General features: G+C 54.2%; 25 protein-coding genes, 3 tRNA genes and 1 pseudogene. 8 read left to right on the top strand and 21 right to left on the bottom strand.

Annotated features, from left to right (window positions below):
• The first annotated feature begins 49 nt into the window (after nucleotides 1–49).
• Nucleotides 50–994 carry an amino acid ABC transporter permease gene (locus tag AT687_RS05140; RefSeq protein WP_014303312.1) on the top strand — a complete coding sequence of 315 codons (945 nt, stop codon included), beginning with the start codon at nucleotides 50–52 and terminating at the stop codon, nucleotides 992–994.
• 3 nt (nucleotides 995–997) lie between these two features.
• The gene (locus AT687_RS05135) at nucleotides 998–1,765 is read left to right on the top strand and encodes an amino acid ABC transporter ATP-binding protein (RefSeq protein ID WP_003851262.1); all 768 of its coding nucleotides are present in this window, start codon (nucleotides 998–1,000) and stop codon (nucleotides 1,763–1,765) included.
• 568 nt (nucleotides 1,766–2,333) lie between these two features.
• Here AT687_RS05135 and coaD read toward each other — a convergent pair.
• Genes coaD through AT687_RS05100 form a run of 7 tightly spaced genes read right to left on the bottom strand, consistent with a single transcriptional unit; the run spans nucleotide 2,334 to nucleotide 9,095 of the window.
• Entirely contained in the window at nucleotides 2,334–2,813 is a 480-nt protein-coding gene (coaD, locus tag AT687_RS05130; RefSeq protein ID WP_014303311.1) for a pantetheine-phosphate adenylyltransferase, read from the bottom strand.
• A gap of 7 nt (nucleotides 2,814–2,820) precedes the next feature.
• Nucleotides 2,821–3,399, bottom strand: a complete 579-nt coding sequence (gene rsmD, locus AT687_RS05125) for a 16S rRNA (guanine(966)-N(2))-methyltransferase RsmD (RefSeq protein WP_014303310.1) — start codon at nucleotides 3,397–3,399, stop codon at nucleotides 2,821–2,823.
• Nucleotides 3,396–3,617 (bottom strand): acyl-CoA carboxylase biotin carboxyl carrier protein subunit, encoded by a 222-nt coding sequence (locus AT687_RS05120; RefSeq protein WP_003851253.1) that lies wholly within the window; start codon nucleotides 3,615–3,617, stop codon nucleotides 3,396–3,398. The genes rsmD and AT687_RS05120 overlap by 4 nt, the downstream gene beginning before the upstream one ends.
• A 27-nt stretch (nucleotides 3,618–3,644) precedes the next feature.
• The gene (locus tag AT687_RS05115; RefSeq protein ID WP_014318970.1) at nucleotides 3,645–5,759 is read right to left on the bottom strand and encodes an ATP-dependent DNA helicase RecG; all 2,115 of its coding nucleotides are present in this window, start codon (nucleotides 5,757–5,759) and stop codon (nucleotides 3,645–3,647) included.
• A gap of 4 nt (nucleotides 5,760–5,763) precedes the next feature.
• Nucleotides 5,764–7,380, bottom strand: a complete 1,617-nt coding sequence (locus tag AT687_RS05110; RefSeq protein ID WP_014318969.1) for a DAK2 domain-containing protein — start codon at nucleotides 7,378–7,380, stop codon at nucleotides 5,764–5,766.
• A 54-nt stretch (nucleotides 7,381–7,434) separates the two neighbouring features.
• Nucleotides 7,435–8,103: a uracil-DNA glycosylase gene (locus AT687_RS05105; RefSeq protein ID WP_010934828.1), complete on the bottom strand. Its 669-nt coding sequence runs from the start codon at nucleotides 8,101–8,103 to the stop codon at nucleotides 7,435–7,437.
• A gap of 2 nt (nucleotides 8,104–8,105) precedes the next feature.
• Complete coding sequence (locus tag AT687_RS05100) at nucleotides 8,106–9,095, bottom strand: thiamine-phosphate kinase (RefSeq protein WP_003851243.1); 990 nt, start codon at nucleotides 9,093–9,095, stop codon at nucleotides 8,106–8,108.
• Nucleotides 9,096–9,186: 91 nt separating this feature from the next.
• On the opposite strand from AT687_RS05100, the gene AT687_RS05095 reads away from it, so the two are divergent.
• Nucleotides 9,187–10,125 (top strand): DUF3515 domain-containing protein, encoded by a 939-nt coding sequence (locus AT687_RS05095; RefSeq protein WP_010934826.1) that lies wholly within the window; start codon nucleotides 9,187–9,189, stop codon nucleotides 10,123–10,125.
• Between the two features lie 6 nt (nucleotides 10,126–10,131).
• On the opposite strand, the gene AT687_RS05090 is transcribed toward AT687_RS05095, so the two are convergent.
• Both AT687_RS05090 and AT687_RS05085 read right to left on the bottom strand, forming a co-directional pair.
• Nucleotides 10,132–11,229 carry a D-alanine--D-alanine ligase family protein gene (locus AT687_RS05090; RefSeq protein ID WP_014318968.1) on the bottom strand — a complete coding sequence of 366 codons (1,098 nt, stop codon included), beginning with the start codon at nucleotides 11,227–11,229 and terminating at the stop codon, nucleotides 10,132–10,134.
• Between the two features lie 22 nt (nucleotides 11,230–11,251).
• Nucleotides 11,252–12,247 (bottom strand): NAD(P)H-dependent glycerol-3-phosphate dehydrogenase, encoded by a 996-nt coding sequence (locus tag AT687_RS05085; protein ID WP_010934824.1) that lies wholly within the window; start codon nucleotides 12,245–12,247, stop codon nucleotides 11,252–11,254.
• Between the two features lie 194 nt (nucleotides 12,248–12,441).
• On the opposite strand from AT687_RS05085, the gene AT687_RS05080 reads away from it, so the two are divergent.
• A complete protein-coding gene (locus tag AT687_RS05080; protein ID WP_014318967.1) occupies nucleotides 12,442–13,452 on the top strand; it encodes an NUDIX hydrolase in 1,011 nt (336 codons plus the stop codon).
• Nucleotides 13,453–13,530: 78 nt separating this feature from the next.
• Here AT687_RS05080 and leuD read toward each other — a convergent pair whose 3' ends face one another.
• Both leuD and leuC read right to left on the bottom strand, forming a co-directional pair.
• Entirely contained in the window at nucleotides 13,531–14,121 is a 591-nt protein-coding gene (gene leuD / locus AT687_RS05075) for a 3-isopropylmalate dehydratase small subunit (protein WP_010934823.1), read from the bottom strand.
• A gap of 11 nt (nucleotides 14,122–14,132) precedes the next feature.
• Nucleotides 14,133–15,575: a 3-isopropylmalate dehydratase large subunit gene (gene leuC, locus AT687_RS05070; protein WP_003851230.1), complete on the bottom strand. Its 1,443-nt coding sequence runs from the start codon at nucleotides 15,573–15,575 to the stop codon at nucleotides 14,133–14,135.
• 89 nt (nucleotides 15,576–15,664) lie between these two features.
• Between leuC and AT687_RS05065 the strand changes: the two genes are divergently transcribed.
• Nucleotides 15,665–16,390 (top strand): IclR family transcriptional regulator, encoded by a 726-nt coding sequence (locus AT687_RS05065; RefSeq protein WP_003851228.1) that lies wholly within the window; start codon nucleotides 15,665–15,667, stop codon nucleotides 16,388–16,390.
• Nucleotides 16,391–16,400: 10 nt separating this feature from the next.
• Here AT687_RS05065 and AT687_RS05060 read toward each other — a convergent pair whose 3' ends face one another.
• The gene (locus AT687_RS05060) at nucleotides 16,401–16,958 is read right to left on the bottom strand and encodes an HD domain-containing protein (protein ID WP_010934822.1); all 558 of its coding nucleotides are present in this window, start codon (nucleotides 16,956–16,958) and stop codon (nucleotides 16,401–16,403) included.
• An 80-nt stretch (nucleotides 16,959–17,038) separates the two neighbouring features.
• Here AT687_RS05060 and bioB point away from each other — a divergent pair, with 80 nt between their 5' ends.
• Nucleotides 17,039–18,031: a biotin synthase BioB gene (gene bioB, locus AT687_RS05055; RefSeq protein WP_014301802.1), complete on the top strand. Its 993-nt coding sequence runs from the start codon at nucleotides 17,039–17,041 to the stop codon at nucleotides 18,029–18,031.
• Between the two features lie 43 nt (nucleotides 18,032–18,074).
• Nucleotides 18,075–18,464, top strand: a complete 390-nt coding sequence (locus AT687_RS05050; protein ID WP_014318966.1) for a zinc ribbon domain-containing protein YjdM — start codon at nucleotides 18,075–18,077, stop codon at nucleotides 18,462–18,464.
• A gap of 9 nt (nucleotides 18,465–18,473) precedes the next feature.
• On the opposite strand, the gene ppc is transcribed toward AT687_RS05050, so the two are convergent.
• From ppc to AT687_RS12960, 6 genes and pseudogenes are all read right to left on the bottom strand, one after another.
• A complete protein-coding gene (gene ppc, locus AT687_RS05045) occupies nucleotides 18,474–21,227 on the bottom strand; it encodes a phosphoenolpyruvate carboxylase (RefSeq protein WP_014318965.1) in 2,754 nt (917 codons plus the stop codon).
• Nucleotides 21,228–21,359: 132 nt separating this feature from the next.
• Nucleotides 21,360–21,432, bottom strand: a tRNA-Glu gene (locus AT687_RS05040).
• A gap of 323 nt (nucleotides 21,433–21,755) precedes the next feature.
• A complete protein-coding gene (locus AT687_RS12600) occupies nucleotides 21,756–21,920 on the bottom strand; it encodes a hypothetical protein (RefSeq protein ID WP_162096463.1) in 165 nt (54 codons plus the stop codon).
• 203 nt (nucleotides 21,921–22,123) lie between these two features.
• Nucleotides 22,124–23,584 (bottom strand): annotated as a pseudogene (locus AT687_RS13395) (cutinase family protein).
• 165 nt (nucleotides 23,585–23,749) lie between these two features.
• Nucleotides 23,750–24,460, bottom strand: a complete 711-nt coding sequence (locus AT687_RS13595; RefSeq protein ID WP_420911443.1) for an MMPL family transporter — start codon at nucleotides 24,458–24,460, stop codon at nucleotides 23,750–23,752.
• Nucleotides 24,461–24,602: 142 nt separating this feature from the next.
• Nucleotides 24,603–25,013, bottom strand: coding sequence for a hypothetical protein (locus AT687_RS12960; RefSeq protein WP_003851210.1), 411 nt, complete (start codon nucleotides 25,011–25,013; stop codon nucleotides 24,603–24,605).
• A 98-nt stretch (nucleotides 25,014–25,111) separates the two neighbouring features.
• On the opposite strand from AT687_RS12960, the gene AT687_RS11885 reads away from it, so the two are divergent.
• Complete coding sequence (locus AT687_RS11885) at nucleotides 25,112–25,300, top strand: hypothetical protein (RefSeq protein WP_003851208.1); 189 nt, start codon at nucleotides 25,112–25,114, stop codon at nucleotides 25,298–25,300.
• Nucleotides 25,301–25,376: 76 nt separating this feature from the next.
• Here the strand turns inward: AT687_RS11885 and AT687_RS05015 are convergent.
• The 3 genes from AT687_RS05015 to AT687_RS05005 all read right to left on the bottom strand — a co-directional run bounded on the left by AT687_RS05015 (nucleotide 25,377) and on the right by AT687_RS05005 (nucleotide 26,693).
• A tRNA-Glu gene (locus AT687_RS05015) sits at nucleotides 25,377–25,449 on the bottom strand.
• Between the two features lie 33 nt (nucleotides 25,450–25,482).
• Nucleotides 25,483–25,554, bottom strand: a tRNA-Gln gene (locus AT687_RS05010).
• A gap of 101 nt (nucleotides 25,555–25,655) precedes the next feature.
• Nucleotides 25,656–26,693, bottom strand: a complete 1,038-nt coding sequence (locus tag AT687_RS05005; protein ID WP_041740484.1) for a CE1 family esterase — start codon at nucleotides 26,691–26,693, stop codon at nucleotides 25,656–25,658.
• Nucleotides 26,694–26,790 lie beyond the last annotated feature (97 nt).

Raw genomic sequence — 26,790 nt, 5'->3', positions numbered from 1 at the left:
TTTACGTGTATCTTCCCCGTTTATTTCCCCTCGTTAAAAGGACTTATCCATGATTTCCCCACAACCTATTCAGGCAAAACCATTGCGGCATCCGGGCCGCTGGGTCGCTGCCATTATTATTCTCGCCCTGTTTGTTTGGTTTCTTATTAGCGCTGCCACGAACGATGCATACGGCTGGGATATTTATCGCCAGTATCTTTTTGATACTCGTATTGCTTCTGCTGCAGTGCATACGCTAGCTATTACGATCTTGTCGATGCTCATGGGTGTCGTTTTAGGCTGCATAGTAGCAATTATGCGCATGTCGCCAAACCCTGTTTTGCGTGGTATTTCGTGGTTCTATTTGTGGATCTTCCGAGGTACCCCGGTCTACGTTCAGTTGGTGTTCTGGGGACTATTGGGCTCTATTTACAGCGGCATCAACTTGGGCTTTACCGAAATTTCGTTGGAAAACCTGCTTTCCAACATGTTTATTCTTGCAGTCGTAGGTCTTGGGCTTAACGAGGCTGCTTACATGTCTGAGATTGTCCGCTCAGGTATCCAAGCAGTTCCCGAGGGACAGACAGAAGCATCTAAAGCTTTAGGTATGAGCTGGTGGATGACCATTCGTCGTACTGTATTGCCACAAGCAATGCGTATCATCGTCCCACCTACTGGCAATGAGTTTATTTCATTGCTGAAGACCACCTCACTGGTTGTGGCAATCCCTTACACCTCTGAGCTCTATGGTCGTGCAACCGATATCGCAGCAGCGCTTTTCGACCCAGTACCACTTTTGCTCGTTGCGGCAACGTGGTACCTAGTGATTACCTCGTTGCTCATGGTGGCCCAACACTACTTGGAGAAGTATTACGACCGTGGCGCAACGCGCCAGCTCACTGCACGTCAACTCGCGGCACTTGCTGACGCTGAAGGCACTCTTCCCAAAAATGTTGACATCATTGCAGAAACACCCAAGCCGCACACTCCCCGCACTCCTAAGAAAGGCGCCTAAGCCATGACGGACAATCTCATGATTGATGCACAGAAACTGTGTAAAAACTACGGCCAGTTGAGCGTGCTTAAAGGCATCGACCTCCAGGTTCCCCAAGGAACAGTGACGTGTCTTATCGGCCCGTCTGGCTCGGGTAAGTCCACACTGCTTCGCTGTGTGAATCACCTCGAGAAGATCTCCGGTGGTCGCCTTTATGTTGACGGTGAACTGATTGGGTATCGCGAACGCGGTGGAGTTTTGTACGAAATTTCCGAAAAAGAAGCTGCCCGACAGCGCTCCGGTATCGGTATGGTGTTCCAAAACTTCAATTTGTTCCCGCATAGAACAGTCATTGAAAACATTATCGAGGCACCCGTGCATGTTAAGGGCGTTTCGGAATCGGAGGCTCGTTCTCGCGGAATGGCGCTGCTCAAGCAAGTGGGGTTGGAGCATAAGGCAGACGCATATCCAGCCCAGTTGTCCGGTGGCCAACAGCAGCGCGTAGCAATTGCCCGTGCAGTTGCTATGGAGCCAAAGCTCATGCTTTTCGACGAACCCACTTCTGCTCTTGATCCTGAGCTCGTTGGTGAAGTACTTCGCGTTATGAGAGAACTAGCTCAAGGTGGAATGACCATGCTTGTGGTTACCCATGAGATGGGTTTCGCACGCGAGGTTGCCGATACCGTAGCTTTCATGGATGGTGGCGTCATTGTGGAACAAGGCCCAGCAGAACAGGTCATTGATAACCCTCAACACGAGCGCACCAAGGCATTCCTTTCAAGCCTTCTGTAAGTTTAGAATCTATAAAAGCACTAGGGTGCCCCACGACTGTTTCTGTCGTGGGGCACCCTTTCTTGGATCCCCGTTAATCCGCGAACAACAGCGGATACCCCGCCACCTGTAGCTAGGAGCAAAGCGAGCTTTCGTGCGTGAGTTCGGCTCACCATTTTCGAAGCCCTAGCGCCGAGACTGATACCCAAAAACATTCCTGCAATACCTAGGATCCATATCCATGCTGATATCTGCGTAATTGTTCCTGCACCTGCGACAATTTTTACGATGAAGGATACAAGCCCCGAAATAACAAATATGGGTTGTAGAGTTGCAGCGAAGCGCTATTGATCCCACTTTAACGCTTGGGCATACACAGTGATCGCAGGACCTGCGGCCCCTGCAAGGGTATTCATAAACCCACCGGCGATACCCGCCACTATTGCGGGAATCTTTCCGCGTGTCGGTGGTAGATAAGTTGCGCCGAATACCACTAATGCCAATGCGACTAGGAGAAGAAGTCTTACTAGAAGTTGAAGTAAACAACCGATTATTACGATTATTAAGACAACAAGTGCAAATCCTATACTTAGCTTTTTACTTTCTCCACAATCGCTGCGGCTACAGCTGGTGGCAACATATCTGAGACGTCCCCACCATATTTTGTTACTTCCTTACAGAGTGTAGAAGAAATGTAACCATATTGTGGATCTGTCATCAAAAACAGGGTGTCCACACCAGATAGCTTTCGGTTCATCTGAGCCATGGGTAGCTCATATTCGTAATCCAGTGCCGTTCGAAGCCCTTTGACGATTGCATCGATACCGTGGGCCGTAGTGTAATCAACAAGGAGTCCTGCCCAGTTATCCACTTTGACATTCACAAAATGCGCAGTGGATTCTTTAATAAGGGCAAGGCGTTCATCGACGGTGAACATACCTGAGGGCTTATTGGGGTTAGCAGTCACTAAAACAGTGACCTCGTCGTATTGCTGGGCCGCCCTTCCGATGATGTCAAGATGCCCCATAGTCACTGGGTCAAAAGATCCTGGGCACACTGCTTTACGCATGATGTTTTTACTCCTCTACGAGCTCAGCATGGAAAACGGCCATGTCCATTCGTGCAATCCCGAATGTGCGTTTTTTTAGCTTCTGAGTGGTAGGCACGAAGCATGCTGGCCATGCCGTTTCGGGAGAATCACGGTGTCGTTCAACCACTATTGCTGCCCCATCTACCAGCGTAGGAATGAGCGCATGAAGCATTTCGACGACTGCCTGATCGTCAAGATCATAGGGTGGGTCTGCTAACACCATATCGAAATGATTCTTCGGTGCTGAAGCGACATAAGTGGATGCCTTCATCTCTACGACATCAACGTGAGGGTGTCCAACAACGGCAATATTATGACGGATGACAGCGACAGCCTTCGGGTTGTTTTCTACCAAAACAACCGACTCGGCACCTCGGCTAGCAGCTTCTAGCCCCAATGCACCAGATCCCGCAAATAAATCAAGGACACGTGCACCAGCAAAACCAAAACGTACTTGAAGTGAGGAAAATAGGCCTTCACGTGCTCTATCTGATGTGGGCCTCGTCCCGTGCTCTGGAACTTTAATAGTTCGCCCACGGGCTTCACCTGAAATGATACGGGTCATGGCTTCTCCTGACTCACGACTCGGAGGAGCACGTCTCCCCCAACAACATCGTCAAAATCGCTACTCGTTATTTCAGCAACGATACCTGGCCCCGGCGCGATGATGGGTGCTTCGAGTTTGGTTGCTTCGACGGAGGCGAGTTCTTGTCCGGTGGTGACTGTGTCTCCTAGGGAGACTTTGTAGTGGACTATTCCGGCGAACGGGGCGCAGATTTTCATGTTTGTTACTTTATCGCATGGGGGTGGTTATGACTTATCAATGTAGGTTTGGGTGGTGTCGTCGATGTCGGCGACGAGATGGCGTGCTAGTTGGGGGTTGTGTGTAACGATGTGGGTTGCGTCGTTGTTGGCGCGTTCGATGAGGTCTTTGTCGTGGATGAAGCTGATGATTCTGTTGGTGTGCCCGGATTGTTGTGTGCCGAGGATGTTGCCTTCGTGTCGGTAGGTGAGGTCGATTTCGGCGAGTTCGAATCCGTCTGTGGTTGCGGCGACGGCTGTGACTCGGTTGTGGGCGGGAGTTGTTGGTTGTGCGGTTGTGTGGAAGAAGCAGATGGATTCGTTGCCGCCTCGTCCGACTCGGCCGCGGAGTTGGTGGAGTTGTGATACGCCGAAGTTTTCGGATTCGCGGATGAGCATGACGGTGGCGTTGGGGACGTCGATTCCGACTTCGATGACGGTGGTGGCTACGAGGACGTCGATAGTTCCGGCGGCGAAGGCTTTCATGGTGGTGTCTTTGTCTTCGGGGTGCATGGCTCCGTGGAGCATGGCGATGCGGTAGTTGGCGAGTATGCCTGTGGTGAGTTGATGGGTGGTTTCTTCTACTCCCCCAGAGTCTTTGATTTTGGGGCAGACTATGTAGATTTGGTGGCCTTTGTCGATTTCTTCGCGTATGCGTTCCCACATGCGTGTGGTCCATGTGGTGTGTTGGTGGTCGATGACGTAGCTGTGTATGGGGCGTCGTCCGCCGGGGAGTTGTTTGAGGGTTGAGACGCTGAGGTCACCGAAGGCGGTCATGGCGATGGATCGTGGGATGGGGGTTGCTGTCATGACGAGGACGTGTGGGGTGTTGGTGTCGCGTCCTTGGTTGCGGAGGTGGTCGCGTTGTTCGACTCCGAATCGGTGTTGTTCGTCAATGACGCAGAGTGCGAGGTCGAAGAATTCGATTCCTTCTTGGATGAGGGCGTGGGTTCCGATGATGAGGTTTGCGTCGCCGGAGATGATGTTGAGGAGGGCTTTTCTGCGTTGTTCGGTGGGTAGTGATCCGGTGAGGAGGGTGACGTTGATGTTGATGCCGGCGTTGGTGAGTTGTTGGGTGATGGATGTTGCGTGTTGTGCTGCGAGTACTTCGGTGGGTGCGAGTAGTACGCATTGTTTGCCGTCGTCGATGACTTGGAGCATGGCGAGGAGTGAGACGATGGTTTTTCCGGAGCCTACTTCGCCTTGTAGGAGGCGGGACATGGGGGTGGGTTGTGCGAGGTCTGCGCTGATTTCAGTGAGGACGTTGTGTTGGCCTTCGGTGAGCTCGAATGGGAGGTGGCTGAGCATGTGCGCGCGTAGGCCATCGTTGGTTGGGGGCATGGGGTATGCGTGTCGACGTTGTGTGTCGGCGCGTCGTAGTGCCATGACGAGCGCGAGGGTGAGGGCTTCGTCGTATTTGATGCGTGTGATGTAGGGCTGGGGGCCGTGTTCGTCGGGTTCGTGGATGCCGCGTAGTGCTTGATCGAAGCTAGGGAGGTCGTGGGGTGCGAATTCGTGGAGTGGATCTTCGATGTGTGGGGTGTGGGTAAGGATGTTGTGGACGGCGCCGAGGATGCGCCAGGTTGGGATTGCTTTTTTGGCTGGGTAGACCGGCAGGTAGCTCATGGCGACGAGGATGTCGGTGATGTCGTCGAGTTCGCCGGTGGTTGATAGTGCTTGCATTCCGCCGGTTCCGGTTGCTTTTTTGCCTTTTTCTGGGAAGAGGAAGAAGTCGGGGTGCTGGAGTTGTGGGGTATTGCGGAAGAATTTGAGTTTACCGGTGAAGATTCCTTGTGCTCCGCGGGTGAGGACTTTTTTGATCCATGTGGCACGGAAAAATGTGGCGGTGCTGCGGGTAAAGCCGTCGGAGATTACGACGGAGTAGATGCTGTATCCGTTGCGATCGGGTTGCTCGTGGGTGTCGACAATGGTTCCCACGCAGGTGATGATGTCGCCTTCTTCTGCGGCTTCGGCTGCGAGTCCAGTGCCGTGGGCTGCGTATCCGCGGGGAAAGTGTTGGAGTAGGTCTTCGACGGTAGTGAAGCTGAAGTGTCGAGAGAACGCTTTTGCTTCTTTGGCTGGCAAGAGTTGTGCCAGTGGTCGTTGGTCGTGCCAGCCGAGCATGGTGTTATTCCACTCCGATTTCGATGAGAGCTCCGAGACGATCTACATCGTACTGATTGATCTCTACATCGGTGTGTGGCCCAGTCAGTGAGTGATTGTCGGGGGTAAGGGCTAGTTCTTTGCGTGCGAGGATGAGTATTTGCTCACCGCCGATGTCGAGGAGGCGGCGGCAGGCAATTCGGAGTGCTTCTTCGGGTTGTTCCGCTACGGCGATGGGTTCGGTACCAAGGTGGACGAGAAGGTCGCCTTTGGCGCAGGCGCCGGCTGGGGTGAGTGCTGCATGTTCTGCGCGTTCGATGACTGCGGTGCGCATTCCGCTCATGGCTTCGGTCATGGCATAGGTTGCTACGGCAAGGCTTTGCTGTGGGTCGTGGACGGATAGTGCCGCGAGGCCGCGTACGAGGCTTCCAGTGGGCAGCATAGTGATGGATTGTTTGAAGGCTTGGCTGGAACGCTCAACGGCTGCCATTTCTTGGGTGGTCAGTAATCCGTTGGGTAGGAGTATGACTTCTTGTGCCCCACTTTGGTGGGATCGTGTGACGAGTTCGTTCACAATCTCGATGCCGTCAGCAAGTGGGGTTTCGGCTTGGCCTAAGTTGGTGCTTCGGGCAATGGCAAAGTGGTGCCCGTCGCGAACAACGACAAGGGCTCCTGCGTCGGTATAGAGCTGAGCGAGGTCGCCTGGTGGGGTAAGCGCGAGAACGATGCGTTTGGGGTGAACAACCTTAGGGGTTTCGGGGAGAACTTCGATATGGAGATCCGTGATCGTTCCTGTTGCGTATAGCGTTGAAATTACGGTAGCCGCGTCGGTGGAGTGGATATGTACGGTTGCCGAGGTATCACTGATCGGCCCGATAACAAGGCAGTCTCCGAGAGGTGCTAGCAGGTCATGGAGGTGGGATACTTCTACCCCAGTGATAAAACACATGACTTCTAGGTAGCCACTGGTTCCGTGAGATTGCTGTTGTTCTGTTGTTTCGATTATGTGGGGGTCGTAACTGGTTGCGGTACCGGTCACGACGTGTTCGAGACAGTCAAGGAGAATGACAAGGCCTTGGCCACCGGCATCGACGACTTTTGCATCACGGAGGACTTGTAGTTGTGATGGTGTTTCTGCCAAAGCGATGCGCGCAGCATGGGCAGCTACGCTTACCACTGCTGCGAGGCTTCGGTCTTCGGCGTTCGTTGCAGCGATAGCAGCCGCGCGTAGCACGGTGATGACAGTTCCTTCAACGGGATCTGAGATCGCTGCGGCTACGAAGTCGAGGGAGGATCGCAGAGCTTCTTGGATCACGTGGGCGTCGATACGCCCGCTGTCCGCGTGGTGTGCGATGCCGCGTAGTACTTGGCTGAGCACGACGCCGGAATTTCCCCGTGCACCTTTGACTGCGCCTGTGGCCAATGCCATGGCGACTGCTGCTAGGTCGTCTGGGTTGTCAACGCCTTGGGCTTGTTGCACAGCGGCTGTCATCGTGTGTGCCATGTTGGAGCCGGTGTCGGAATCTGGCACGGGAAATACGTTAAGGGCGTTGATCTCGTCCCGGCGCGCTACGAGTTCTGCGGTGGCGGTGGTAGCCCATGTGAGAAGGTCGTGTGCACCGAGGAACGTGATGTTTGGCATGGAAAAATAGTGTAGTGGTTGAAAGCGGGTGGGGGTTGGTTTGGCACAGGGGTTTTATAGTTCCCAGTTGATGGGGGTGGTGCCTAGTTGTTCGAGGATGGTGTTGGCTCGGCTAAAGGGGCGGGATCCGAAGAAACCACGGGATGCTGATAGTGGTGAGGGATGTGGTGAGGTGATGACGGGGGTGTCGCCGAGGAATGCTTGGGTTGTTTGGGCGTCTTTGCCCCACAGGATTGCGACGAGTGGTGTGTTGCGTTGTGCGAGTGCTCGGATGGCGGTTTCTGTGATGGTTTCCCATCCTTTTTTGCGGTGAGAGCCAGCGTTTCCGGGTTGGACGCTAAGGACTCTGTTGAACAGTGCCACGCCTTGTCGCGACCATGCGGTGAGGTCGCCGTCTGTGGGGGCTGGGATGCCGAGGTCGGCGGACAGTTCTTTGAAAATGTTGGCGAGGCTGCGTGGCAGTGGGCGTACGCCGGGTTGTGTGGAAAAGGATAGGCCCATGGCGTGTCCTGGTGTTGGGTAGGGATCTTGGCCAACGATGAGCACTTTGATGTCGTCGAATGGGTATTGGAATGCGCGGAGGATGTCTGATCCTGCGGGCAAGTAGCCACGGCCTTGGGCGATTTCATTGCGGAGGAAGTCTCCCATGGCGTGAATGTTGTCAGTCACGGGCGCTAGTGGTTCTATCCATGAGGGATGAACTGGCAGTGGTGTGTTGTTCATGTTTAAAAGCTCACCCATCCGTCGTCGTATGCTGGTGCTTCGCCGCCGACGAGGACTTCGCCGGCAGCGTGAGTTGGTTGGTTGCTGCGTTTGATTACCGTGCCGATTTTTCGGAATCCGGTAGGTACTGCGTGCGCTGTTGTTCCCATAAGTGTGTGGTCTTCCCCACCGCCTAGGACCCAGTGCCATGGGTCTTCTTCGAGAATTTCGGCTGCTTCACGCATCAGTGCGCTGGGTTGGATGGCGCTGGGGTCCAAGTCTATGACTACGCCGGATTTGCGGGCCATGGTGCGCAGATCCACGATGAGGCCATCGGAGTTGTCGGTAAGAGAGGATACGCCTGCGGCACGTGCGACAAAGCCTCGTCCTTCAGGGACGTAGGTTGCGCAGTGTGCTGATACTAGTGGCATGAATCGTTCGGGGACGCCGTCTCTACCGAATCTGTTGAGCAAGGCTAGTCCTGCGGCTGATTCGCCGATCACTCCACTGGCGATGACAGTGTGACCAGAGCGGGCACGGTCGAGGGCAAGTTCGGGTAGTGATCCACCGAGTTGGCCTACGGCTGTGACGGATAAGACGATCGCGTCGCCGTCGGTGATGTCGCCGCCGACAAGTTCTGCTGAGTAGTCGCTCACGCGTTCTGCGATTCCGCGTGCTAGGTCGGAGACGAACTGCAATCGTGTGTATGCGGGTGCGGATATGGCTAGAAGGGCTGCGACGGGGCGCGCTCCCATCGCTTCGATGTCGGCGAAGTTTTGGGTGATGGCTTTGCGGCCGATTTCTGCTGGGGTGGACCAGTCGAGGCGGAAGTGTCGGTTTTCTACGAGCATGTCGGTGGTGACGACTGCCCTGGAGTTAGCCCCTGCGTGACTAAGAACTGCTGCGTCATCGCCATTGCGGGAGCTTGGTGCGTGTGCTGTGATGACATTGATGGCGGCTTGTTCGCCGACTTCTTTGAGGGTGGGGTTGTTTCGGATGTGTTCTTCAGTCACGGTGGTGGGTACTCCTCGGTGGTGGGGTCCGGTGTGGTTTCGATAGTAGGCCACTTCTTGGCAGGTTCTCTATCTGATCTACTATGTGCTTATGCACTCAGATGATTCTTTTCGCCGCGGTCCGATCGTTATAGCTTTGGTGTTATCCATTGTGTTAGTTGTCGGCGTTTTGGCCGGTGCGAAGCTTGTGTACGACAAGGCGGCGCATCAGCCGGTGGCGATGTCGGATGTGGGTTCCCCGTTGGGTGATTCTGCGCAGTGCCATGATTTTTTGGAGGCCCTCCCTGAGCATGTTTTGGGCCATAAGCGTGCCCAGATTGCTGATCCTGCGCCTGCTGGGGCTGCTGCGTGGCAGTCTGATTCCACTCGGCGCGTTACGATTCGCTGTGGAGTGGACGCACCGTTGCAATTCACCGCATTATCTGAGCGTATCGACGCCGCCAACGCCGAGTGGGTGGAGGTGGGTGATGCCACGCCGGGCTCAACATTACGCACGTGGTATTCGGTTGACCGCTTCCCAATTGTTGCAGTAACTGCAGATGCCGAGGCTCTCGGAGAGCATGAAACTCCTTTGGAGGAGCTTGAGGGTGCAGTATCTGTGTTAGAGAATAAGGAAACGAAGCCGCACCCTATTCCGCTAACGGATCTTCAGGTTCATGCTGGTGAGGAGCACTCTGCGACGTGTCGTGCATTGTTGAAGTCGGTTCCGGATAGCTTTGGTAAAGACATTACATACCGGAAGAACACCACTGTTTCACTTCCTGATGGCAGCGCTGTGTGGACTGCGGCTGGTTTTGAGCCCGTAGTGCTGCGTTGTGGAGTTGAGTTCCCGAAATCGTATAAGGCTGGTGAACGCCTCAACCAGATCAATTCGGTTCCGTGGTTTGAAGACACCACATTGCGTAATGGTACGACCGCATCGACGCACTACGCATTAGATCAAAAAGCTACGGTCGCGGTGAACCTGCCGCATGAGGCTGGTAACGCCGCGCTCGTAGCAATTACTGAGGCGTTGGAGTCGATCCGCTAACGCAAATTATTTGTGCAAGGCCTGCTCGATCAAGTTATCGAGCAGCTGCGCATAACCGATACCTGTTGCCTCGAATACCTGGGGGTACATCGAAATAGGGGTAAATCCTGGCATGGTATTGATCTCGTTGAGCACAGGTCCATGGTCGGTGACAAAGAAGTCCACGCGTGCCAAACCACGGCAGCTTAAAGCTGTGAAAGCCTTCAGCGACAGCTCTTGAATCAACGCAGTAGTTTCCGCGTCGAAGGGCGCTGGAATGTGAGCGGTGACCACATCGTCCAGGTACTTGGTATCAAAACCATAGAAACCTTCGTCACCCTCATCGGTATCTTGCAGCTGGGCGGGAACAGACGCCATCAGGGAACCGTCGATACGCTCAAGCACGCCGCATTCGACTTCTACACCCACAATTTCAGTCTCGACGATCACCTTGGAATCGTGCTCGCGTGCAAGACTCAATGCCGCGTCCCATTCGCTCCAATCAGCTACACGAGAAATACCAATGGATGATCCACCACGAGCAGGTTTAACAAACACTGGCAAACCAAGCTCACGCTTATGTTCTTCAGTCAACGTTTCCGAGCCGCGAAGGATAACTTCCTTGCCAACTGGCAAACCTTCAGCCGCCATGAGTTTCTTAGTAAATTCCTTGTCCATTCCGCAAGCGGAGCTCAACACACCAGTTCCAACGTAGGGCACACCAGAGAGCTCAAATAGACCTTGGATCGTACCGTCTTCGCCAAAGCGACCATGCAAGACTGGGAAGACTACATCGACTTTGGCATAAAGCGATCCATCCTCGAAACGTAGCTCGCCAGCGGTGTTTGGGTTGACCGACAACGATACTTCCCTTGTGAACTGAACCTCTGGCATCACACGGTCGACAGTCTTAAGCCGAGTCGGATCCGGTTCCCCCACAGTCCACACACCGTCGTGCGTGATACCTACTGGGAACACCTCGTAGCGCTGCGGATCAAGGTGCGCCATAATAGCGCCGGCAGACACACACGACACGGAATGTTCTGAGCTGCGGCCACCATAGATGATGGCAACTTTAATACGAGGAGTTTCTGAAGAGTTCTGTGCTGAAAGATTTTGGCTCACAGACGGAAACTCTACCCTGTAGCTACTCAGATTTCTTGGTACGCCCCATCAATGCAGCCACCATGTCGGCAACATTTTGATCACGATGACATACTCCAAATACCGCACGGGTAATGGGCATATCAACCCCCAAGGAATCTGCTAGCCGCGCAATAGATTGCGAGGATATAACTCCTTCGGCTACTTGCCCATTTGTCGCTGCACGGGCTTCGTCTAAAGTCTTGCCTTCACCCAAACGGGCACCAAAGGTGCGGTTACGCGACAACGGCGATGAACATGTAGCTACCAGGTCCCCCAACCCAGCTAAACCTGATAGGGTTCGCGGATCTGCACCCATGGCTACACCCAAACGTGAGATCTCCGCTAGACCACGCGTCATCAACGTTGCCAGAGTGTTCTCTCCTAGCCCCCTGCCAGATGCCATACCGCAGGCGAGAGCGATCACATTTTTGCAAGCCCCGCCGATCTCGCAACCGATGACATCTGTGTTGGTATACGGACGGAAATAAGGAGCCGCCAAAGCATGCTGGATACGCTGGGCATTTTTCTCGTTTGTGCAGGCAATAACGGTGGCTGCTGGTTGTTCCTCTGCAATCTCTCGAGCCAGATTCGGACCTGACAAGACAGCCACTTTGTCAGGTTGCGCACCCGTTACCTCCGCGATTACTTCACTCATGCGCAAAAATGTCTCTTTTTCGATGCCTTTTGCCAAGCTCAGCAACAAAGCATCCTGCGGAATATCCGCACACCATTCAGCAAGATTTCCACGCAATGTTTGGCTGGGAACCGCGAGGACAACCACATCGGCATCGCACAGCGCCTGCGTTGGCTGCGTTGTGGCCGTGAGGGTGTGCGGCAACGCAATACCTCGAAGATAGGTGGAATTTGTGTGCTCGGTGTTGATTTCTCGGGCAACTTCTTCACGACGTGCCCACAAGGTGACATCACAGCCTGCGTCTGAAAAGACTTTAGCCAAGGTAGTTCCCCAAGAACCGGCACCCATCACACCGATCTTCATCACTTGCCTCCTAATTCGCACGGATACACTCCATAAAACTCGTTGTATTCGACTATATCTGTTCCCAGCATCTCCCTATACATAAGACTATTGCTATGCGATGGTATTGGGGTGATGGCAATGCCACCGACGGCGTGATCAAGGCTTAAGATTGTTGAAAACCGCATGCACTGCGAGAAAGGTCACGCATTTTCATGACGTCTTCTAACAAGCTCCACGAAGTAGACAAAGACCAACAGTCAGCTTTCGACATCACAGGCCGCTACCAAACAATTTCGGCTCATCCCACAAAAGAATTTTCCAAGCCAACCCTGGCAGCGGGTGCTGTTCTATGGCGCCACAGCTCCACAATCACGGAAAACCCAGCAGTGGAATTTGCCGTAATCCACCGCCCGCATTACGACGATTGGTCCCTTGCCAAAGGCAAAGTTGATCCAGGCGAATCGCTACCGGTCACCGCTGAACGCGAGATCCGTGAAGAGACTGGCCACCACGTTCACTTGGGAAAGCTTCTCGGGAAAGTGTCCTACCCCGTCGGCGAACGCACCAAAGTGGTGTACTACTGGATCGCCCAAGTCCACGATGAAGCCTTCGAAGAAAATAACGAAGTAGATGAACTACGCTGGCTCCCCTACACCGAGGCTCGAGAACTTCTCAGCTACGACGTGGACCGCCTGGTGCTAGACAAGGCCTATAAACGTCTTGCGTTGCCCACCACTACTCGAGTGATTTTGGTGCGTCACGCTAAAGCACATCAACGTCACAATTGGGCAGGCAATGACAGCATCCGACCACTGGAGAAAAAGGGCCAGCGCCAAGCAGACCTACTTGGTCCCATGCTCGCAGCTTACGGCCCAACAAGTATTCATTCCGCCACCCCGGCGCGGTGCCAGCAAACCGCTGCACCGCTATCTGAGCTTACGGGGTTGGAGGTCGTAGTTGATGATCGTTTTGATGATGAGGCGTGGCTATCGCGTATGACGGTTGCGCAGAAGGCTTGTGAGGAGCTGATTGCAACTCCTGGTACTCATGTGGTGGTCAGCCAAGGTCTTTTTATTCCTGATGCTATTGCATGGTTGTCCGCTCAGGGACGTTTGCCGTTAGAGACCATTGAAGCGAAGAAGGCTAGCGCTTGGGTGCTGTCTTTCCACGAGGGCAAACTAACAGGTGCGGATTATTTGGTGAGCCCCTTGGGCGTGAAGTAATCGCTTTCCTGGCATAGTTGTGGGGCCTCGTAGAGTTGTTCGCTCTAGGAAGCCCCACTTTTCTTTGCGGCTGAGGTGTTATTGCGTTACCGGTTTGAAGGATGGCCGGCGTGCTTCAAAGGCTGCAATCTCGGCTTCTTTGCGCAGGGTGAGTCCTACGTCGTCAAGGCCTTCCATGAGGCGCCACCGTGTGTAGTCGTCGACGAAGAATGGGTAGACGTTTCCTTCGCAGGTGACGGTGCGTTCTTCGAGGCTTACGGTGACCTGCGCGCCGGGTGTTTGTTCGAGTTGTTTCCATAGCAGCTCGATGTCGGTTTGTTCCATTTGGGCTGCCAGTAATCCGGCTTTTCCGGCGTTTCCGCGGAAGATGTCGGCGAATCGTGATGAGAGGACGACGGCGAATCCGTAGTCTTTGAGTGCCCATACTGCGTGTTCGCGTGATGATCCGGTGCCAAAGTCTGGTCCAGCCACGAGGACGGATCCATTGCGGTAGGCTTCGTTGTTAAGGACAAAGTTGGGGTCCTTGGTGCGCCAGTTATTAAAGAGTCCGTCTTCGAATCCAGTGCGGGTGACGCGTTTGAGGTAGACGGCTGGGATGATCTGGTCGGTGTCGACGTTGGAGCGGGTCAGCGGTACGCCGACACCGGTGTGGGTGGTGAATTTTTCCATTGTTTTCTTCCTTAGTCCAGATCGGCGGGGCTTGCCAGGGTTCCCTTGATTGCGGTTGCGGCGGCAACTGCTGGTGATACCAAGTGGGTGCGTCCGCCTGGGCCTTGGCGGCCTTCGAAGTTGCGGTTCGAGGTGGATGCACAGCGCTCGCCTGGGGTGAGTTGATCGGGGTTCATTCCTAGACACATGGAGCATCCTGCGGTACGCCATTGTGCGCCGGCTTCGATGAAGATCTTGTCTAGGCCTTCTGCCTCTGCTTGCTCTTTAATCATGGTTGAGGATGGGACGACCATCATGCGCACGGAGTCGGCGATGCTTCGGCCGCGCAGGATGTCGGCTGCAATGCGGAGGTCATCCATGCGGGCGTTGGTGCAGGATCCGAGGAAGACTGTGTCGATGGCAATGTCGCGTAGTGGGGTTCCTGGGGTTAGTCCCATGTAGGCGAGTGCTTTTTCGGCTGCGACTTTTTCGTTATCTCCTGGGAAGTCCTCTGGCGAGGGCACGACGCTTGACAGCGGTAGGCCTTGGCCTGGGTTTGTTCCCCATGTGATAAATGGTGTGATCGCGGAGCCGTCGATAGTGATTTCGGTATCGAATTCGGCTCCTTCGTCGGTGGGCAGGGTCTTCCAGTAGGCCACGGCGTCGTCCCAGTCTTGGCCGGTGGGCGCCATTTCGCGGCCTTTGATGTAGTCGAATGTGGTCTCGTCGGGGGCGATCATGCCGGCGCGAGCACCTGCTTCGATGGACATGTTGCAGACTGTCATGCGCGCTTCCATGGACAGTTTTTCGATTGCTTCACCGCGGTATTCGATCACGTGGCCTTGTCCGCCGCCGGTGCCGATGGTTGCGATGACCGCCAAAATGAGGTCTTTTGCGGTGACCCCTGGTTGCAGCTCGCCGGTGACATTAATGGCCATGGTCTTAAATGGTTTTAGCGACAGCGTTTGTGTTGCCATCACATGTTCTACCTCAGAGGTTCCGATACCAAAGGCCATAGCACCGAAGGCTCCGTGCGTGGAGGTGTGCGAGTCGCCGCACACGATGGTCATGCCTGGCTGGGTGGCACCTAATTGTGGGCCTACCTGGTGCACGATGCCTTGTTTTTTATCGCCCATGGCGTGGAGGCGCACTCCAAATTCTTCGCAGTTTTTCCGCAGGGTTTCTACCTGGGTGCGTGAGACAAGGTCGTTGATTTCTAGCAGGGAGCCGTTGTGGATTCCCTCGGTGGGAACGTTGTGGTCTTCGGTGGCTAGGTGCAGTTCTGGGTGTCGCAGTGTACGTCCGGCCATGCGCAGACCGTCGAAAGCCTGAGGTGAGGTGACTTCATGCAGTAATTGAAGGTCAATGAAGATAAGATCTGGTTGGTCGCCTTCTCCTTGAGAAACGACGTGGTCACGCCAGACTTTTTCAGCGAGCGTGAGTTTTGAATCCTTCGATGTCATGGGGCTGGTCATGAATCGAATCACCTCTTCTACATAAATTTTCCACTACATCAAACGACCCACAGGTGAATCCCGCGCAATGGAATGCTAATATTCATCTCATGGGAAAGATTAACACAGATCCTGCTGCAACAAGCGGCATTAAGGTTCTCGACCGCGCTGTCTCCATCATGCTCGCAGTCGCGGAACGTCCACTATCGCTCACCGAACTGTGCGACGTGACCAATCTCCCCCGAGCCACAGCACACAGACTGGCCACAGCGCTAGAAACCCATAACATCCTGACACGTACCTCCGATGGCAAATGGACCATCGGCGCAGTCTTGAGCTCGCTCGGGGCCGGTAGCTCCACCAAGCTTATCGACGTAGCCACCCCGATCATGACTAGCCTCATGAACGAAACTGGCGAATCCGTGCAGCTGTACCAACTCGCAGGCGCAACCCGTGTATGTATTGCAGCCCAAGAGCCCACCATTGGACTACAAAACACCGTCCCCGTGGGCACACGACTACCACTGACCGCTGGATCCGCAGCAAAGGTCTTTCTTGCCTACTCCTCCCCTACATTGCGCGATGCCATGCTGGCATCGGGGGCGCAGTTTACCCCCGAAGACCTTGAAGAGGCCCGCGACCGCGGCTGGTCGGAATCGATTAGCGAACGCGAAGTTGGCCTCGCAAGTATTTCTGCCCCCGTCTTCGACAGCGAAGGTCTTTTCATCGCCGTACTGTCTATCTCCGGCCCCACCGAGCGCCTGCGCCCATCACCTTCCACACTATGGTCACAGCAACTAACCGAAGCTGCGGCACATCTATCGCAATCACTCTAGGCATTACTCATTACGCCTTAGCAAACATGCTCAGCAGGCGGGCATAGTCCGCCACCCCTGGAAAATCTTTGCCAAGCCTGCGCTCCAGCACATCCCACACGCTGGAATACCACCATAATTGGCGATCTTTTCCGGCATTAAACCGCGCCCACAAAGCATCACCCACAGCCTCATAATCCGCCACCATGGACATGAGGTTGTGGGTTTTATCAGCTAAACACACAATGAGTGCCTCATGGCTAGCGGTTTCGAGGTGCGTTAAGTAGGAATCCGCACGCTCTTGCCACATGGACAAGCTCGAATCTTTAGTCACCTCCTTCACGATAGACACCACTCGGGGGCCAAAATCGTTGAGCATTTCATGCTCGGAATACTCCTCGGCCGCGTCTTCGAGGACGTCGTGAAGCAACGCTGCGATAAACACGTCCTCATCGCACGTACAGCTTTGGGCTATCACCATCACCGAATACGGGTGACAGATATAAGGGATGCTGGTGGCTTTGCGTATCTGATTGCGATGGGCATAGGCGGCAATGGAGATTGCGTGGGCGAGTCGCGGGCTGATCATGAGATCATCCTAAGCTAACGCGTCGAACACCACAGTCGTTACAGCAGATCTTTGCGATTGAAAGGTGTTCAATAGGGACTATGACTGCCACATTGAACACAGTTCAGGATCTCGAAGCATCAGTACTTGCCGGCACCGCCATCACGCGAGACGAGGCCCTCTCGCTTATCGACGCACCCCTTGACGAACTCAGCGCAGCAGCCGACCGCATCCGCGCCCAGATGTGTGGCGACGGATTCGACATGTGCAGCATCATCAACGCCAAATCCGGTCGATGCCCAGAAAACTGCACCTTCTGCGCGCAAAGCATCAGGTACCCCACCATCAGCGTGGACTCTTACCCGCTGATCACCGCAGACGAACTCGTACGACAAGCACAAGAAAACAAAGACAAAGGCGTAATCCGATTTTCCATCGTCACCTCCGGCCGCAAGCTACGCCGCGACGAGGTCCGCCACATTTGCGAGGGCGTACGCCGAATCAAACAAGAAGTCGGCATCGAAGTATGTATCTCCGCAGGTTTACTAAGCGCCGAAGATTTCCAAGCTCTCCACGATGCCGGTATTTCTCGCGTGCACTGCAACCTAGAAACCTCCCGCGCATACTTCCCGAGCATCTGCACCTCACACACCTTTGACGATAAAATCGCAACCCTACAAGCAGCACGCGACGAAGGCATGAGCCTATGCTCCGGCGGAATCCTAGGGCTTGGCGAGTCCATGGAAGACCGCATCGACATGGCACTATCCGCCCGTGAGCTCGGGGTCAACTCATTCCCCGTCAACGTACTCGTGGCCATCGAAGGCACCCCGCTGGCTGGAACCGAACAATTACGCCCCGAAGAAGTACAACGCTGCGTAGCCATCTTTCGTTTTATCCTCCCCCAAGCGGCAATTAGGCTCGCCGGCGGCCGCGAACTACTTGGCGACGACGGCAAGGCCTGCTTCCAATCCGGCGCAAACTCCGCCATCAGCGGCGACATGCTCACCACCACCGGCACCACCATCGCCAGTGACATGGCACTAGTCAAAGATCTCGGATACACCGTCACCTTGGACCACTCTCACAGTTAAGAAATAGCAACTTTGGCACGGTGATGTTTTAGGATGTTTCCTCGTGACTGATACCCAAGCCCAAGGTCTAGACACCTTGCCACCGTGCCCAGAGTGCGAATCTGAATACACCTACGAGATGCCACCGCTGATCGTATGCCCCGAATGCGCCCACGAGTTTTCTACCGACACTGCCACAGCTGACCCAGAAGAAACCTCCACGGTGATTGTCGATTCCGTAGGAAACGTTCTAAGCGACGGCGACACCGTCTCCATCACCAAAACCATCAAGGTCAAAGGTGCCCAACAGCCACTTAAATCCGGCATGAAAGCCCGCAACATCCGCCTCAAGCCGGAAGTAGGTACCGGCCCTGAGGATCACTACATCGAATGCAAAATCGACGGCTTCGGCCAGATGATCCTCAAACCAGCAGTGGTGAAAAAGATCGTATAGATCCCCTTCCTACCCCGCATTACGCAACGCAGTGGCCAAACCATTCATGGTGACCTGAATAGTCTTAGACACCAAGAATTGATCATCGCCACCACGATAACGCCGCAGCAACTCCAGCTGAATGGCGTTAAGCGGTAGCAAATACGGGTAACGCCGCTTAAGTGAACGGGCTTGGCGCTGGTTTTCCGACACCAGTGCCTCATTACCAGTAATAGCCAAATATGCACGACGCGTAAGTTCAAATTCTTCTGCAATCAACGCATAAATCCGGTCAGCAACCTCGGGATCATCCACCAAATCGGCATACAACCTTGCCAGCGAGATCTCTGCCTTGGCCATAACCTGAGCCATATTTGACATCACCGAGCGGAAAAATGGCCACGTTGCATACAAATCACGCAGCTCCTGCCACCGTGACTCTCGGTCCTTCTCCGGCACCGCCGATACAAAACGGCTCACCGCGCTACCAACACCAAACCAACCAGGAATATTGGTCCGCGACTGCGACCACGACAACACCCACGGAATAGCACGAAGATCTGAAATAGCTGTCGTTTGCTTACGCGCAGCAGGACGCGACCCCAGATTAAGCTCACCAATCTCATGCAATGGAGTCGACTGCGTGAAGTACTCAATAAACCCAGGATCTCCCACCAACTCCTGATACCTCTGACCACTAAAGCCAGCAAGATCACGCATAATCGCATACGCACGATCCGGATCCGCAATCGGCTCAGTATCGAGAAGCGACGCCTCCAACGTCCCCGAAACAAACGCCTCCAAGTGACGGCGCGCCGTCTCAGGCGCACCATACTTCGCAGAAATCACCTCACCCTGCTCCGTAATACGAACAGAACCCGACACCGCACCCTTCGGCTGCGCCAAAATCGCATCGTAAGTAGGTCCACCACCACGGCCCACAGCGCCACCACGGCCATGAGCCAAACGCAACTCAATATTGTGCTCACGGCACAACTCCACCAAGCCCAGCTCAGCATCATACAACGCCCAGTTAGCTTGCAGATACCCGCCGTCCTTGTTGGAATCGGAATACCCCAACATCACCTCTTGGATATCCCCACGGGCACGAAGATGCTCACGATAAAACGGATGCGACCACAGCTCGCGCAAAATAGCAGCACCGCAGCGAAGATCGTCGATAGTCTCAAAAAGCGGAACCACATCAACATCACGCAATCCGACTTCCTTCAAAAGCACCATAGGCTCCAAAATGTCGGACACCGTAGCCGTCATCGAAATAATGCAATGCGCAATTGACCGCGATCCGAAATCCCGCACCGCCTGAGCCGCCGCTAAGAAAATCCCCAATTCCTTAGTGGTATCAGCGCTAAACGCATCCTCGACCTCAAGCGCGCCGGGGAACAACAGCGGACGCGGAGTTTGCAGCTCCTGGATAAGCAGCTCAACCTTTTCTGCCTCAGCAAGCTCCGAATAACGCTTACCGCCGGGTACACGACGCGCTGCCGCGAATACCTCCTCGATCACAGCCTCAAAAGACTCAGAATTCTGACGGATATCGAGAGTGTACAAATGGAACCCAAAAGTGGTTACAGCCGAGCGGATACGCGCTAGCCGATCATCAGCGATCACATCATCATTGTGCGCACGCAATGATCGATCAATCACATCAAGATCGCGCAAGAACTCCTCAGGAGTTGCATAAGGCGTGCGTTTCGACGACTTCTTCCCCGCTGTTTTCTCCGGACGCTCCAAAGCGTCCACATTGGACTTCATACGGGCGCGCATCCCATAGACTGCACGACGATACGGCTCATCAACACGCGATTCCCAGTTGTTACCCGAAGCCTCGGCCAACGCAAGCAGCTCCTTGGAGCACGAAGAATAACGATCAGACAGCGACAGCTCGCGTTCCAGTTCACCCAACTGCTCCACGTAATAACGCGCCACTGTCTTGGCGGCCTGACGCGTCGCGTACGTCAAGGTACGAGCATTAACATACGGATTACCATCGTGATCGCCACCAATCCACGAGCCAGGACGCATCACCGCAATATCTGGCAGCTGCAGACCAAACGTCTCCCTCATAGAATGACGGATCGAACGATTCAACGCAGGAACCTGCTCCAAGAGTGACTTCTTGTAATAGCGCAACCCCACATCGATCTCATCCTCCAGCGTTGGACGCGCAATACGAATCAGCGCGGTTTGCCACAAGAGCGTCATCCGCAGATACATTTCCTGCTCAATGACCTGCATATCCCCACCATGATGGGCGTCTTTGAGCAACTGCTTGATCCGAGTCTGAGTATCAAACACCGTACGACGACGCGTCTCCGTAGGATGCGCCGTAAGCACCGGTGCAACCTCAGCACTACGAATCACACTCGCAGCATCAGCTGCAGACACCCCCTCCCGCTTAAGCTTGGCAAAAGTTTTACGCAATGAAACATCCGCCTCTACGGATTCATCATCAAGATCCTCAACCAAATTAGCCAGCAGCGCAAAATAACTAAAAGCACGAGCAACAAGGTTGGTCTTAGTGATATCAAGATCCCTAAAAATCACCATTAAATCTTCAGGATCAGCGTCACCATGAGAAACATCAAACGCCATGCGTCTAGTAGCTTCTACCAGCTCATAGACTTCTTCGCCCTCTTGCTGCGCAATAACTCGTCCTAGTACGCGTCCCAGCAATCGAATATCTTCACGGACACGATCAGAAATGGCAGCAGTCACGAGCTCAGCCTTCCTACAAAAGTGATGGATACAAAGTGTGCCCATCAATGTAGCGCAGATCACCAAGCCTGCTCGGCATATTGGTGCGCATATCCCCCATGTAGGTTAGGTTCGGGGCAGGAAGAGGGCGCCGAGATAAAGAGAAAAGCAGCCAACTTTCGTTGGCTGCTTTATTTGTACCCCGTACGGGATTTGAACCCGTGTTACCGGCGTGAGAGGCCGACGTCCTAGGCCGCTAGACGAACGGGGCATGTTCGACATTTCACATGATGCAAAGACATCGTGCGAAGCGGTGTAAAGAAATAGTAGATTGAGTTCCTATAAATCACCAAATCCACAGGTCAGATAAGAATTAGGCCCCACGTTTACCGTGGGGCACAATATTTACGCCGTTAATTCTCCGTGTCCGATAAAGGTCTCCTCTCTATCGCGTACATCAACGTCGTGTGCGACAAGGAATGCGTCACTATAACTGCGTGTGAGTTCGCGTCTCTGAGCGGAAGTCTCGTAAGCCAGCATCTCACTGCTTCGTCCGCTTCATACCTGTAGGTACGCGGGTGACGGGCTCACTATTTAGTTCAGCATTCCTGCGCAACTGTGAGAAGTTACCGAGAAGATGTTGTTCTTTAGCTTCGGGTTCGCGCATCCCTGGCGCTTGGAATCCCGAATCATGGCAGTGCCGGCGGAAGACTCACCTACGCGGTAACCGTGATGTTCTGGTTGTTCGATTCCTGCCACACAACCTCCTTTTCGCTTGATCGACAAAACGCTGACAAGCGTCACAGTGCCGGTTAGCTCGGATGAAAATGAGTGCTTCCCGTTAGATAGCGGGGATTGTTCGAGCGATCCGATCACCCTGACAAGACCTCATTGTAGGAGGGTTACGCCTGTTAAAACAGTATTTTTGTTGAGACATAACTCTCCTTGACATTGCTCGCAGGTTAGAGTCCGAAGAACTCCCATACTCCACGAGCGGCGTGATTACGCTGACCCCAAATTGAGCTCACAATCCACCAAATCGGCCAGCCCATTTTTTGGATGAACGTATGGCGTTCGCCAAGCGTGACGTAGGGTGCGCGTACTGAAAGGGTGTTTAGATATCCACTAATGAGCTGCGTCATGTCGCTATCGATCCAGTCATCGGCACGCTGCGCGCCCACTGTGCTGACCTCACGGCTATCCCCTGTGTAGCTAAGGTGAACGATCATCAACCCAACAGCGAGCTGAAGTTCCACAAGTCCAGTTTGCTGCTGAACGATTTTTTCCAAGGCAATAAGCCGATCGCGCGGTCCGCCACTACTTAATCCAGTATCACTAGAGCCAACTGCTACCTGATCGCGCCCTTGTTTAAGGTGCCCCATAAGTCCAGCAATTTCTGCACCTACGAGGTGAAGAGTATTACGTTCAGGCTGTGTAAGACGCGGGTGCATGGAGGCGTCGTCAAAGTGTTGTTTGAGCGCAACCGGATCCGAAGCATACAAGTCGCCTCGGATCTTGTTCATGTGCGGTGCAAGCGAAATGAAGAATGAGCCATTGAGCATCATCGTGCGTACAGATTCCACAGGTACGTGTTCAAAATCGTTTTGATCGTTTGCCCACTTCCCCCACGGATGCCAGCAGACCTTTCGGGTGGACCGCACAGGCGGGATCACCACTACTGCAGATTGAGCGAACTTTTCCGGGAAGGTTACTAAATGCCCCCGCTGCACGTGGCCCTGCAATGCCTACAGAACCTGCACCAGGAAGACCGAGGTTTGTTTCGATCAGCACGGCACCGTTTTCGGTCAACGGGCCACTCTTGCCCGTCGTTGTCTGCCCTTGCGTGGGATTCATGAGCAGATCCGAGCGCCCAGGGTCTGCCAAAAGATAAACGCCAAGAACGCGTTCCGGAGTAAGTGCAGGGTTAGTCTTGCCACGAGAAATACGCTCAGCCATATCACCTGCGATGTCCGCCCCTTGGGAAAACCTGCGATCACGAATTGGGTATCTGGACACTTCACAGCCTGATCGGAAAGGTGCGCATCAAGCGCATCAACTCCGCGGTTTTTAGAGACTGCATAGGGCGGGAATTCTTTTTGTTCAGCGTCGTTGTTCGAGGCTGTGATTCCTGCCGATGAGTAATAAGGCAATTGCCACGCGGTAACGTTATGGAATCGCCGCGTCATATTTACCGCAAAGTTGGTTCCCTTGCCAAAGCTGTACACGTCATGGGGATCGTCGTGAATATTTGCTTGAGTTGTTCCACCAACTACTGCAACCTCCACTGCGCTGCATCCATCATGTGGCACGTGATGTGCTACTTGTGCATGCGCAACAGGAGCAATAGTGCTAGCCATTGCGGTGGTCGCCGCCGCAACAAACCCAACCCACGATGAACGAATACCCAACGTCGCACGCGACATCTTCGTTTCCCCTAAAACAGCTGAAATTTTTTGATTAAGACTTTCTCAGTCTAAGGCTCATTCCCTCTAGTTTTTTAATCATGCCTACCCAATTACCCCCCGATGGGCAATGTGAAAGGGCGGCGCCTATGACCAGCATGGACACAGGTGCCGCCCCTTCGGGCGTTACAGATTGCTTATGAGGCAGGCACAGGCTCCATAGAAGCCTCGCGGCTCTCCTGCCCTGGCTTCGCTGGCAGCAGCGCGCGATCGCCTAGGAGGGTAACGATTGCCGGTGCCATGAGCGGTCGGATGATAAAAGTGTCGATCAAAATGCCCAGCATCATGGCCATACCGAATTGGTAGAGCTCGCGGATGGGCTGCGTCATCAGCACGGCAAATGTTGCGGCCAAAACCGGTATCGCATTGCACCGTGAGGGTGATAAAGGCGACGAGGCCGAGCGTTGCTGCAAACGATAGGCCAAGTGTGGCGATGAGATAGATCGGAGCCAGCCACGACCGCAGCAACAGTCCGAGGATCAAAGCGATCACAAAGAAGATCAGTGGCACAAGGAGTGTGAAGTCGTGAGTGACCTCGGCAGCACTATCTCGGGCAGTGGCGGTTTCACCAGCGCTGGCAACTCTCACTTCAGAACCTGCGATCTCACCTGCTTGTTCCGTAGCGCGGTCCAGCATGTCAAAGGCCGTTGTGGAGTATGGATCAGCGTTGAGCACTACGTCGACACGGGCAGCCGAGCCGTCTTCGTTCACGTCCTTTCGAGGCGAAAAGTCTGCGCGCGTGACGTCCTCTGGAAGCTGTTGCGGGAGTTGTTCAGCAATCGCCTTAGCTGCTGCATCCGCGCCTGGGCCAGTGACAATCATGGTGGACGGCGCGATTTCACCTTCACCAAAGTCCTGCGCGATTACCTTCTGGCCAGCGGCAGAATCTTGTCTCCACCAGCGAACACGTTCACGGTGTCAGTAACAATGCCCACCGGACCAGTCACATGGACAGGGGCTGCATCGGTAGTCAGGTCTTCTACCCAAATGCATGAGCGAGCTCGGCACGTAGCGTCTTAATATCGTCACGATATTCGGTCGTCGTGGGATCACCTGTGACTGGTATGACCACTAGATTGGTGTCACCGCTGGTCATTTCTGCAGCGTTAGCGGGAACGCATGTAGGCCTGGGACGCTTGCACGTCGCGCTTATCGACGGCCCAAAGCGGTCAACGTTTTCTCTCACCGAATCGACTGCCGCCAACACTTTGGATACGTTAGCGTCTCTGCCTCGCACCGTCAGGATCGCGGGAACTGCGTCAGCATCAGGAAAATTCTTTTCAATCAGTTGTGCAGCCTGTGTGGATACAGCATCAGCGCCTGCGTTGTTGTTGCCCTTGGTGAGGACGTCGTCGATTGTTGGCGATAGTACAGCTAACACCCCGATCATGATTATCCAGCCGATAACGGTGAAAACGCCCGTTTTCGGCTACCGTATAGCACCTCAAACATGTTTGTCTTCCTCATACTCAACCCAGTCGTGACAGGGTGTCACAATCATGCCCTTTTTGCTACTTAACCCGCGTTGAACTTGCGCAGCTTGGCACCCCGCATATTGAACTCACTGTTGCCACCGTGCGCGCGGTTGTAATGACCGCAATCCAAACCCCCAGTAGCCCCGAAGCCGACGATTACTTCACCGCGACCATCAGTGCCATCATTGACGCTTCCTGCTAATACCCCACCCACCCCAACCGAGGGGCAGTATTTAGAAATAACAAAAGCCTCCACCCAAAAGAGTGGAGACTATTTGTACCCCGTACGGGATTTGAACCCGTGTTACCGGCGTGAGAGGCCGACGTCCTAGGCCGCTAGACGAACGGGGCATAGAACTTTTTCAAGTTAGCGATTTCTCGCTGCTGGCCTACCAGGACTCGAACCTAGAATGACGGTACCAGAAACCGTAGTGTTGCCAATTACACCATAGGCCATTTGTCTACCAGCTTGCTCTTTGCAGGCCCTGCTGTTCAACGGGGTTTAATATAACCACAAGGCAGAGGATCGCACAAATCCGCTGGTAAACGGCAATTTATTATTTGTGCTGACGATGCAAGAACTCCCACGCCAACGTGGTAGCATGCGGAACCCCATTCCACACATGTTTTTGCCCCAGAACTCGGATATGCTCCACCGGCGCAGCACAGCCAGCAAACCCATAATGCTCTGCAGGACCCTCAATCCATCGCGGCGGTAATGCAGGCCCACAGCCATTACGGGCAGCAACTCCCGCCACAACTTGTTCAGCACCAAGGAATGGTGCACCGTGACGCATACCGCCTTGATATGCAATGACCTCATCATGCGTTCCGTGAATGTCGAGAGTTGCCACTGCACCGGGCGCACAATCGGCTACCACAGGCTCATAATAGGCAGCTGACACACTCACAACACCCGCAACGAGATCAGGGGCATGGCACGCAAGAGAAGCCGCCATTCCGCCACCGTTGGACATTCCCACCGCATAAACACGACCGCGATCGATTCGATAGTCAGCATCGACGGCATTCAGGATTGTTCGCACAAAGTGAACATCGTCCCCCATACGGGTTGATGCATACGGGGCACCTTCCCACGCACGCGCGATTCCTTCTGGGTAAATAATGATGGCGTTCGCACCAAAGTCGGTGAGCTCAAATCGCGAGTACTCCGCAAACTTTTCCGGAGTATCTTTCCAACCACCAAAGCCGAAGACCACGGGCGTTAATTCTGGAGTATGTGGCCGATAGTTCGTTCCCACATGAATCAGATAACGGCGAAGGTTCCCATTCCCCACATCGACAAAGCCTTCGCGCAATTCACCCGGTACAAAAGGTGGCTGCGGATTAAAAGTTGGATCAGGATCAACCGGAGCCGGCAATGGTGACTGCTGGCCTGCCCTTCCCAGATCCACATCATGGATCGGTTCGATAGAACCAAGAGCGTCGTTAGGCAAAGAGCCTTGCTGCGCTGGAGCCCCGGCTGGCGCCGGCTCCACCGCTCTCCCTTGGGTGGGGCTAAAGAAAGATGCAACGAGTAAGACGCTAATAAAGACGGCCACCCCCAAAAACGCCGCCCGCGCCGCATCGAACACCACTGCACCTTTTCTTCGGCCACCAAGGCCCACATACCCAAATATCACTTGCTTAACATTAGTCACATAAGCAACATATTCAATAGTTACAACAGTT

The sequence above is a fragment of the Corynebacterium diphtheriae genome, assembly GCF_001457455.1.
Classification (GTDB): Bacteria; Actinomycetota; Actinomycetes; order Mycobacteriales; family Mycobacteriaceae; genus Corynebacterium; species Corynebacterium diphtheriae.
The sequence above is the reverse complement of the archived record's forward strand: the minus strand, read 5'-3'. Positions and strand labels throughout refer to the sequence as shown.